We start from the raw sequence: 10,333 nt of genomic DNA on the forward strand, positions 1-10,333 counted from the left end.
GGCCGATTTGGCCGTTGACAACATTGAACAGGCGGAAGGTGAACCCCTCGCGGCAACCGAAGTGCTGGAATTTTTAGTGATGATAGTGAGTTTGCTATTGCCATTAGGATCGTATCCGCCTTTGGCATTTTCACCATAGCCCACCGGCGTGCCGAGCGTTTTGTATAAACACTCCACAATTTCCTGATCGGTTTGCAAGGTGGTATCGCGCCAGTTGACGTTCGGATTAGTGGCGAGATTAATACAGTCCGCACTCAGGTTTACATCGCCCGGAATATAAGCTGCACTCGATGATGAACTACTGACGCTCGATGAAATCGCAGAGCTGGCGATTGAAGAACTAATTACAGACGAACTGCTTTTTGAAGAGCTGCTGCTGGTGGACGAAAGCGACGCAACGCTCGATGAGGCAGGGTTTGAACTGCTGCTGGAGCCATTAACAAAGGGCGTAATTTTTCCAACGCCTGCGTTAGCCATCACAATTTCCGGCACTGTGGATGAGTGATCCATTTCAACCGTGTAAGGCACGGTCACGCTGCAGGTTGATTGCAGTTGTCCATCCACCACTTCTGGAACTACCAAGGCACCATTGCCGACAGTGCGGCTGTAATAAATCGATGGCAGTACGGTGTTTTCATTATTGGTTTGCCAGCAACCGGCAACATCCGAATCGTCGGAGGCGATCAGCGGATTATTGACATTATAAAAATAATTGCTTTCCACCAAGGCTTTGGCATTCATGCGCGAGTTGATCGCATGGAACATATAGTCGATGCGATCGTTCGACCAATAGTTGTTGTACATATGCACGAGCGCATGGCGAATTAACGGCGTGCGCTGTTCAATATTTTTGTACCAATTGTGATGGAAGGTAATGTTGGTGTTTTTGTTGTCGCTATCGCTTGAACCGATCAAACCGGCGCGGCTGGAATCGTTATACAAGTTGTATGAAACCGTTACGTTAGTCACGCCTGCTTTCATATCCAACAATGAATCATAACCGTCTTCTTCACCACCGGATGCTTCAAGGTGATTGTGGTCAATCCACACACGATCCACATTGGTTTCCATACCGATCGCATCGCCACCGTTAGACGTAGGTGAACCACTTTTTTTCACATTGCGGATATGCAGATTTTGCAAAATGATGTTGGACGCATCGCGCACATGGATACCCATTTCTTCAAACAGCGCGTTGGTGCCTACACCGATAATGGAAATGTTGCTCATTTGTTTTATTTCAATGACATCGGCTTGGGTATTACAACCTTGCGCTGTGGTATTGGCGTGGCTGATAGTGCCGTTCACCAAAATGGTAACCGGTGTACTCATAGTCGCACGCGCGCAGAGTGCTGCATTTAATTGCGTGCCGGTAGTCACGGTTACCACTGCACCACCTTGCCCACCGGTCACACCCGCATGGGCTGCAAAGCCTTCCATTTTTGCCGGGCGCAGTGCGCCGTTGTAGGAAGCAACACTACTGGAAGATTGGCTGGTTGCTATGCTACTTGGCGCAACCGATGCAACGACACTGGATGAAGTATTGATTGACGTCGCCACACTGGAACTCTGCGGTGTACTGCTTTTACTGGATGCAGGAATTGATGAGGCCGCTGTCGATGAGGGCGCTGCAGAACTGGTAACCGCACCACCGAGATATTCAATGACCACATCATCAATTGTTACCGACGCAGAACTTTCCGTGCGCAGCGAAATAAATGAATTTGCCGTGCCGATGGTGGGCAACAATTCAATCACTTGCCCTGCCACTAAACTGTTGGCACTCGCATTAAATATGCGCGATGCACTGCCGTGTACTGAATTGCCCGCGCTAGTGGTATTGTTATCCACCATCACTTGCAGCGCACCGGAACCCGACGCGGTAACAACGCGAAATGAAATGCGATAGGGCTTGCTTAAATCAAAATCGCCATTGACACTGGAATCGCCTGACGTGGTGTTAGTGCGTGGCGGTTTATTGCCAATGGTAAGGCGCGCTGCTGCTAACGTTAATTGATTATTAGCAATCGTAATGCCGCTGTTGCCACCGGTTACAAAAAACAATGGCGCAGATGAATCGGTTGAAATGGAACGATAAGCCGCGCTGAACAAAGTTGCTTTATCAATATTAAATGGCTCATTCAACAATACTCGATTTGCAACACTGCTTGCCGCGCTGGACGATGAAGCCACCAGTGTTCCACTGGCGGACCACACCAATGCCGATTGATCAAATGGCAGCGCGCGGTTATGGCGAATTTTTATAGTGTCGGCCGGTGTTATTTGCTCGCCGCTAGCGAGATTACCGAGCAACACACTGCCGTCAAGAATGGTAGTGCCTGCACCGCTCGCCGTTAAGGTTTGCGCCGCATTGTTAACGGCTTGCGCACCGTTTTGTACGGTGACGGAAAATACATAATCGTAAGTGGTGCGATCAATGCGGGTTTCACTTAGTTTATTGAGCGTAACCACGTTGAGATCCAACGCCAAACTGTTGGCTGAAAATAAAATCGCACAGAGCGACGCAAAATGTTTTATCAGGTTTCGATTTTTCATGCTGCCACCTGCTGACGTTTAGTGGACTGACGCAATGCCACTGCAATCAAACCGAGCAAAAACAAAATAGTCGACGAAGACTCAGGCACGGGAGTGGTGACGTTCGTAGATGATCCTGATTCAACGATGGAAAAATCCGCATCGTAAAAATCATAGGCCAACGCATCAAACGGAAGTATGGAGAGATAAGTAAACGACACGCGTGCAACACCCGAGCTCAAACCCGCCGGGTTGTAACTATCAAACAGGCCTGCACCGAGCAGTGCATCGGGTTGCACAACAAGGCTGTCCCAATCAGCCGGGCTGAAAATAATATCCAGATCAGAAAACAAAGTTTCAGAAAAATACAGCGAAAAACCGCTAAAGTTTTCACCGCTAGCGAGCGAGAGATTAATGTCCACTGTGCCCTGATTGCCGACCAATTCAGAAAATTCAGTCGTAATCAGTGCGGCTCTGGTCGGATTGGCAACACAGAATAAAAATGTAAACAGCAAACTTATGGATTTAAAATAATTCAGTTTCATGGCGTACCCCTGTTATTAAAATAATTAAAAAGTGGGGTATTGATTGAATAACATTGTCCGATTGAAATTTTTTTATGGTGTCCTTCTGGTAACGCAATTTGTCGGCTGGAATTTTCAACCAAAACAAAACGACCGGCATAGTGGCCGGTCGTTTTGTTTACGCAGATTTATTGGGTTACCTCCACTTGCCAAATGCGGATGCCACCACCGCCATCGCCGTTGCGGCTCATCAGAATAAATAACTCTGAAACCGTCGGGTCAGCAATGGTTGCGGTTAAGGTGGTTTTATTCGGGTTGCTGCAAGAAGACCCTACTTTCCAGGTTTTGCCATTTTGGTCAACAATCGCAACCTGGCCATTTTGACAAGCACCCGGAGCCGTTGCGCTGCCATTTGAATAGGTAACCGTTAAAGTTATCGGCAGCGCGCTGGGTGTAAATGGCACAGAGATAAAACGAGTCACACCACCCCCAATATTCAATGCGGTTGGATTCACTTGAGTGCCACCCTCAACAAAAGTGACGGGTGTGCCGGCAGTGTCATCTTTTACGGAAGTGCCGTTGTAGTTAATCGCATATTCAGTGCCCGCACTGTTCAGATGCAAACGCAAACTGCCTGCTGTTGCTGAATAAAATGTAATGCCGTCGATGGTGATTGGCGTCGCTGTTACATTGAAGTTGGCATTGGCATTGGCCGCCGGTGCTGCCGCCACTGCCGATTGCAGGGCAGCGTATGTCGGTGTCCAGATATCGGTGGTAGGAACGTAAGCTGAACTAACCGATGAACTGGCTTCACTACTAGCACCTACACTCGAACTGCTCTCGCTCGATGCAGAACTGGAAACATCGCTAGATGCCGCAGAACTCGCACTAGAGACCGAGCTGCTGCTCTCGCTCGCCACACTGGCTGCACTGCTGGACGAGCTGCTTGCCTGACCGAAGTTGGCACAATCGGTAGTGTCGCCCGGCAGCGGGTTCCAACCGGCACTGGAATTGTAAGCGGCAAAAATTTGCGCGCGATTGCAGTAGTCGTTCATCACCTCGCCTAACGTCAACTCATAGCCACCCACACGGCTGGCAAGGCTGATGCTGTCGCCATTGGCATTCATCGTGGCGAATTCACGCCAGCCGGTGGTGGCGGTTGGTGTAACCGGGTTAGGTGCTGGCTGGCCGTTCACGCCAGCCCCTGCCCAGCCGGCTGCGTTGATATGGGTATCCATACGGCTGTTGATAAAGACCACGTTATCCCAGGTGGTGGTACCGCCGGGGCTGCGCGCAAGATAGGTCGCACCAGCGGGAATGGTGTGGCCGACCGGACCTGGGCCTTGGGTCAGATTGGAATTGAGGAACACAAAACCTTTATCGGCCGCCGTCAGGGTGCGCGCCTGCACCACGTAACCACCGTTATTGGCGTTGCTGCTGTCACCCAGCGAGCGAATCTCACTCTCCTCAAACAGCGATACATTGTTATTACCCCAGATGAAGTCCACATTGCCCGCCACCAAAGTGCGGTAGAACCAGCTGTAGCCTTTAAGCTGCAAAGTATCCTGCTCGCTGATGAAGTTTGCGTTTTTGGCCACCAGGCGACCTGTAGAGTTGAAGTAAATCGTCTCTGCCTGACCGCCCGATCCAGTTTTGATGGTGGTGTTTTTCAGGGTGAGATTTTCCAACGTCAACATGTCCGCCAACTCGACTAAAAATACCGGACGACCGGCAGAACCCGGGTTCAAACCCTCCGAGTTCTGGTACTGGATTAACACGCCATCGCGGCTCTCGCCGGTAATGGTGAGGTTGTCTTTGTTGCGTAGATACAGCAGCTCCGGATAAGTACCGTTGTTGACGGTAATAGTGGCGGCATCGGTTTTGGCCAAATTTTGCATGACGTAGTTAAGCGGGCCTTGCAGGGTGCGGAAGTGGGCGGTGTTGCCGGTGTCATCCACCGTGAGCGAGGTCAAACCCGCCGCTGGCGCCGGTTTGGTGGTAAACGTCCAACTGGCGTTTTTACCAATACCCTCAAATGGCAGGGTCGCCAGGGTCGCGCCGGTAAAAGCCGATGCACTTACCGCCACGTAGTAACTGGTGTTGTACTCCAGCTTTTTGCTTTGCAGGGCGATGGTTGCGGTATTGCCCGAAATACTGATCGGGCGGGTATTCAGCGTGCGGTAAGTGCCATAGCCGATAGTGTCTTTGTGATCCACCAGCTTGATGGTATCCACCACCGAATCATCGCTACTTTTGAAGATGCGAATCGCACCCACCGTGCCCAGGGTAGGCGGTGAGTCAAACGTCAGGCTCAGACTGGTATCCGCATAGACATTGGTTTCGTTCGCCGCAGGCGATACCAGACCAGTGAGGTTGTAGCTCGCGGTAGGCATTACAAACTGGGGCGCAATAGTCGCCGTGAGCGTGCGCGTCAGGCTGGCATCGGAACCGCTGGTAAAGGTAATAGTCGCAGTGCCCTCGCCCACCGGATTGAGGCTAACTTGATAGCCACTCGTACTCACCGCCACCACTGCAGGATTGCTCGATTCCACCGTAAAGGTGTCGTCGGTGTTTTGTGGGTTTTTGGCGGTAACGGTAATCACGCGCGCGGCATCGCCCACTTCGGCGCTGTAGCTAGCAGTAGGCGAAATGGTTAACTGGGATGGCACTGGTGGTTTGTCATTGGCGTTGCCGACCTTGAAATCGTCGATTTCAAACGAGCGGTTGCTGGTAAAAATACCAATAGAACCGCGTTCGGTCAGGCTCACATCGCTAAAGCTGGCCACCTGCAAGTCATTCAGGTACAACTTCATTTCAGTGCCGATCAACTCCAGACGCAGTTTGTACCATTCGCCATTGGTGGCGCCGGCGGTGCCGAGGCTAATGGCCGTGTTGTAGCGCATGGTGCCGGTGCTGGCCGGGTTGCCGGTGCCACTGCGCTCCACAATCTCCACTCGCGGCTGGTTGGTTTCATGGGCGATCATGCCCATGCCGTACCAGTTGTTTACATCCAGATAGCGTGCCATTACATAAATACTGCGCTGCGCCGTGCCGCTGGAATTCAGGCGCGGGCGGATGCGCGCTTCCACGTAGTAATCGGCCGAGGTAACTGCCGCAAGCTGCTCCGGTTTGATCAGCGCCACCAGGCCGCCAAGCGCACCGCTGCTGGCAGCGGTATAGCGCAACACATTGTTATTGCCCGCGTCGTTGAGCACATCAAACACGCCATTTGCTGTAGTGCCCGCTGGTAGAAGATCCCAGTTGCCTGCACCGCTGGCGAAATCATCGCAGAAATACAGCCCCGCTTCGTTCGCGCAAGCAAAGACAGTAGCCGCGCTGGCGGTGCTGGACGACGTTGCTGCCGCTGATGACGCGGCCGCACTGGTGGAACTGCCCACCACTACGCCTACTGACGATGTATCGGTCGAGGACGTTGCAGCGGATGTGGTGCTGGCGGCCGAACTGCTGGTAGCAGATGAACTGGCACCTACCGCGCTAAAATCGCAGTCAAGCAGGTTTTCGGAAGGACCATAACCTTTCACGCAGCCAATATTGGCGGGCAACAAACCGGACAACTGCGCCGGGGTATAAGCCCCCGCATCGGTCCAGACCATCCAATCCACCAGCGCTTTATAGCTATTGCTACCGCCATCGCCAATTTGCAGGTAATTATTGGTCGCCGTAGTGGTAGCAAATTGCACCTCTTCCTGATTCAGTACCGGGGTGTCAGAACCGTTAAGGTAGGCGCGCGCCCAGCCAGTCGTGGGGCTAGAGAGCGCCACGGTAAAGTGGTAGACGCGGTATTCGTCCATCGCCAAACCATAGGCGGTATTAGGTGCTGGTGCACCCTCAAACTGAACGCCATAGTTGCTGGCACCATCGGCACGCAACACGACTTTTAACCGGCTGGCAGCGGTATCGGCCGTGCCACCGAAGGTGGTTTCCAGTTCCAGTACACGCGCATTGGCGGGCGGGTTAAAGCCTTTGACCCCGGCAATCAGGGTGAAATATTTGGGGTAAACCCCATCGTTACGGCCCACATTGCTTATCCGGGCACGGTTGTTTTTGGTGCCGAGCGAAGTGGAGTCAAACAGCACAGCACCTACGCCGGTTGGTGTGAAATCACTTGCGCTGCCCTGGATTACAAACGGCGCATTGGTAACACCATCAGCTAAAGTGATGGCATTGGCATCGAACGGGCTGGCATTGCCGTTGAACAGGTTCCAACTAACCGAGGCCGGATCAGCCGTGACCGGCTCATTGGTCGGTGGTGGGGGCGGCTCTATATCCCACTCGGGGCGGGTACAGGCGAGTTCAGCCGGGGCGGTGGTGATTTTGCCCACGCCGGCGTATTGCTGCACATGCGCCGGCACATCTTCCACCGGAATCAGGCTGGGTGCGTAGAGGTAATCCTGTGGCAGGGTCAAGGTGCCGGTGGAGGTGTTATCGGCCAGCAATTCATCGGCGATGATATTGGTCTCGCCCTCTTTATCGACCCAGGTGACGCCATCGCGCAGTTGGTTCTCGATCAGTTCCCAATAGCCAACGGCAATACTGTCTTGCGACAGCACCGGGTTTTTGGTGTTTTCAAACACGTTGCGCTCAACGCGGATGATGGCTCCCATGCGCGAGTTGATCGCCGAGGTGTCTACGTTATGGTAGTAGTTATTGTAGATATGGCCTTTACCAAAGCGGAACAGCGGCAGGCGCGAATTCACGTGGTGCCAATAGTTGTGGTGCCAGGTGATACGCCGGTCAAAGTTGTCTTCATCAGACGAACCCCAGAGCGAGGTTTTCCAGCTGTCGTGCAGGTAGTTGTAGGAGATAGTGATATCTGCCACATCGCTGCGGCCACTCACCAACTCATCGTAGTAATCCTTTTTGTACTCCGCCTGGGCAACCGGGTCGGTGATGGCCTCGGGCACAGCCACGTCCAAATCGTTGTACAGCTCGTTGTGGTCAATCCACACATTGCGCACTGGGCCATTGCGGCCATCGATGGTAATGATATCGCCCTGACCGCGGGTTTGCGGTACGTGGTACATCTTCAAGTTGCGCACGATCACATTGCTGGCGGTGATATGGATACCCGTGCCCCAAAATTCTGCGTCATTCCCGCGGCCGATAATCGATACATTGGGACGATTGAGTTTGATGTCTTTATTGCCCGAGTTGTGCCAGGTAATTACGCCATCCACATAGATGGTCAGAGGTTTATCGGCATAGACCGGGTTGGTCAGCGCAGCGGTTAAATCCGCACCGTTACACACTGCCACTTCCACCGCATTGGCACCGGCACCGCCGGTAGTGCCGCCATTAAGCGAGGCGTACCCGTAAACGGTATTGAAATCAGGTGCTGCCGTTGCCAGCGAAGAACTTGAGTGACTGGATGCCGATGCACTCGACGGCGCACTGGATAACGCAACACTGCTAGCCGCCACTGAACTTGCAATAGGCCGACTAGACGCGAGCGCGCTGGTCACAACGCTGGACGCTACACGACTGGACGATGCAATACTGGATAATGCTGTGCTGGAAGGCGCCGAACTTGAAAGCGCCGCTATGCTAGAAGACGTGACGCTAGAAGATGCAGTGCTGGAAGGTGCCACACTCGACGGCACTAAACTTGAAGCGGCACTCGCGGGCACCGAACTGGCAGCAGCGGTGCTCGACAAAGCAGAGCTGGACGGTGTTGGCACCACCGGCACACTGGTGGCTGCAGAAGACTGCGCTGTCGAACTCGCCGGTACCTGAACTTCTGAACTCTGGCTTGAGCTGGAGCTTTCATCGACAGGAACACCCACCAACTCCAAGGTATCGCGCAAGTGCGCCAATGCCTGTTGGACAGAGACGATAGTTGTAGTGGTCGAGCCGGAATTGGCAATCAGATTGGAGACTTCCGGGGATGCGGCAAACTGGTTCAGGCCGAGGTTGAAATCCACTTGGGTCGCAACCAACGCGGCGGCCGAGCTGATGCTAATGCCATTGGCGGGGTTGCCGTCGGTATCCAGAGATTGTAGTAACCGCGCGATGTTCAGCACCACGGGCGAACTGGGGTTTAGGCTCTGCGCCATATCCAATGGCGTCACTATGCCCTTGGCCGGTACCGGAGGGAACTCCAGTGCACCGATAAAAAAGGTCACCGTCTCACCCGGCAAATAGTTGAATTCGCCTTGCGCATTGGTGACGCCGGACTGGGTCTCGGTGCGGTAGCCAATCCCCGCTACAAAGGCATCCACCAATACACCAACCATCAGGTTTGGAGCAGATGAAGTGGCAAGGCTACTGGTCATCTGAGTGGAGCTGGTCTGTACCAAAACACTCGATTTTTGAGTACCTACTGGCGATGAACTGGCGGGCGACGTTCCTTTTTTGGAATCGCCGCCGCAAGCGCTAAGCAAGGCAGAGAGTAAAACAGCGACTAGCAGATGGATTTTCATGGTGCTCTCACAGTTGTAGTTATTCTTGGATCTGGCCTGCGCCAAATTCAGACAAAGAACCACCACCAGCAGGGCTGACGATAGCCTCTGGTACCAACCGTTTACTGAAAATCACTACCGATGTTTAACGTTTATTATCAGGTCCATCGCCGCAGAAAAGCGCAGCTGACGGCCACAGCTCAAGGCTGTAAATCTATGCAAAAAAAATGGCGAATACCCGAACCCATCCCTAAGGAATTGATCGAGACGGACTACTGGATTGAGGAACACACTTTGCCGGGGATTTGAGGCTTTGCCTCTTATTGTCGAGTCCGCCAACCAAGCCAACATGCGAAATTAAACTTATTGATGCATGACGATAAAGCAGGTTAATGACGTCTCTTATTACCTTTCTGTGAAGGTGATCGCATTCTATACCCAAGGTTTTACCCTGCGCTAGCCCTGAATGCGACTAATTATTAAACAAATATGGAATATAGCGACAAACTGGGAGGGCAAGCCATTAAGCACTTTTTGGTGCCCGGGTTACTTTTTGGGGTAAATTGTTGATGGACAACGCAAAAAATATTTCAGCGCGCAGCCGCTCCAGCTATCAAAAACTGGAAGACGTAATCGGCTGTAAATGGTCAGTGTCTGTATTAACCAATGTCGGTAAAGGCATCCACCGCCCCGGCGAACCGGAACGCAGCATCGAAGGTATTTCTACTAAAGTACTCAGCGAACGCTTCCGCAAATTGGTGGAGTACGGTTTGCTTGATAAAAAAACTTTCAAAGAATTACCACCGCGCACGGAATATTATTTAACGGAGAAAGGCAGCAAGGTGGTGGAGATAA

General features: G+C 52.5%; 4 protein-coding genes. 1 reads left to right on the forward strand and 3 read right to left on the reverse strand.

All coding sequences use genetic code 11. From position 1 onward, the window contains the following. From ACWA6V_RS10040 to ACWA6V_RS10050, 3 genes are all read right to left on the reverse strand, one after another. Positions 1-2,556, reverse strand: a 2,556-nt coding sequence (locus ACWA6V_RS10040) for a pectate lyase family protein (protein ID WP_449522358.1), incomplete at its 3' end; no start/stop codon positions are given. Then, complete coding sequence (locus ACWA6V_RS10045; RefSeq protein WP_449522359.1) at positions 2,553-3,080, reverse strand: PEP-CTERM sorting domain-containing protein; 528 nt, start codon at positions 3,078-3,080, stop codon at positions 2,553-2,555. The genes ACWA6V_RS10040 and ACWA6V_RS10045, both read right to left, overlap by 4 nt. A gap of 167 nt (positions 3,081-3,247) precedes the next feature. Then, positions 3,248-9,499, reverse strand: coding sequence for a pectinesterase family protein (locus tag ACWA6V_RS10050; RefSeq protein ID WP_449522360.1), 6,252 nt, complete (start codon positions 9,497-9,499; stop codon positions 3,248-3,250). Positions 9,500-10,047: 548 nt separating this feature from the next. On the opposite strand from ACWA6V_RS10050, the gene ACWA6V_RS10055 reads away from it, so the two are divergent. Then, on the forward strand, positions 10,048-10,333 hold a 286-nt coding region (locus ACWA6V_RS10055; protein WP_449522361.1), incomplete at its 3' end, for a winged helix-turn-helix transcriptional regulator.

Source organism: Cellvibrio sp., from assembly GCF_053579595.1.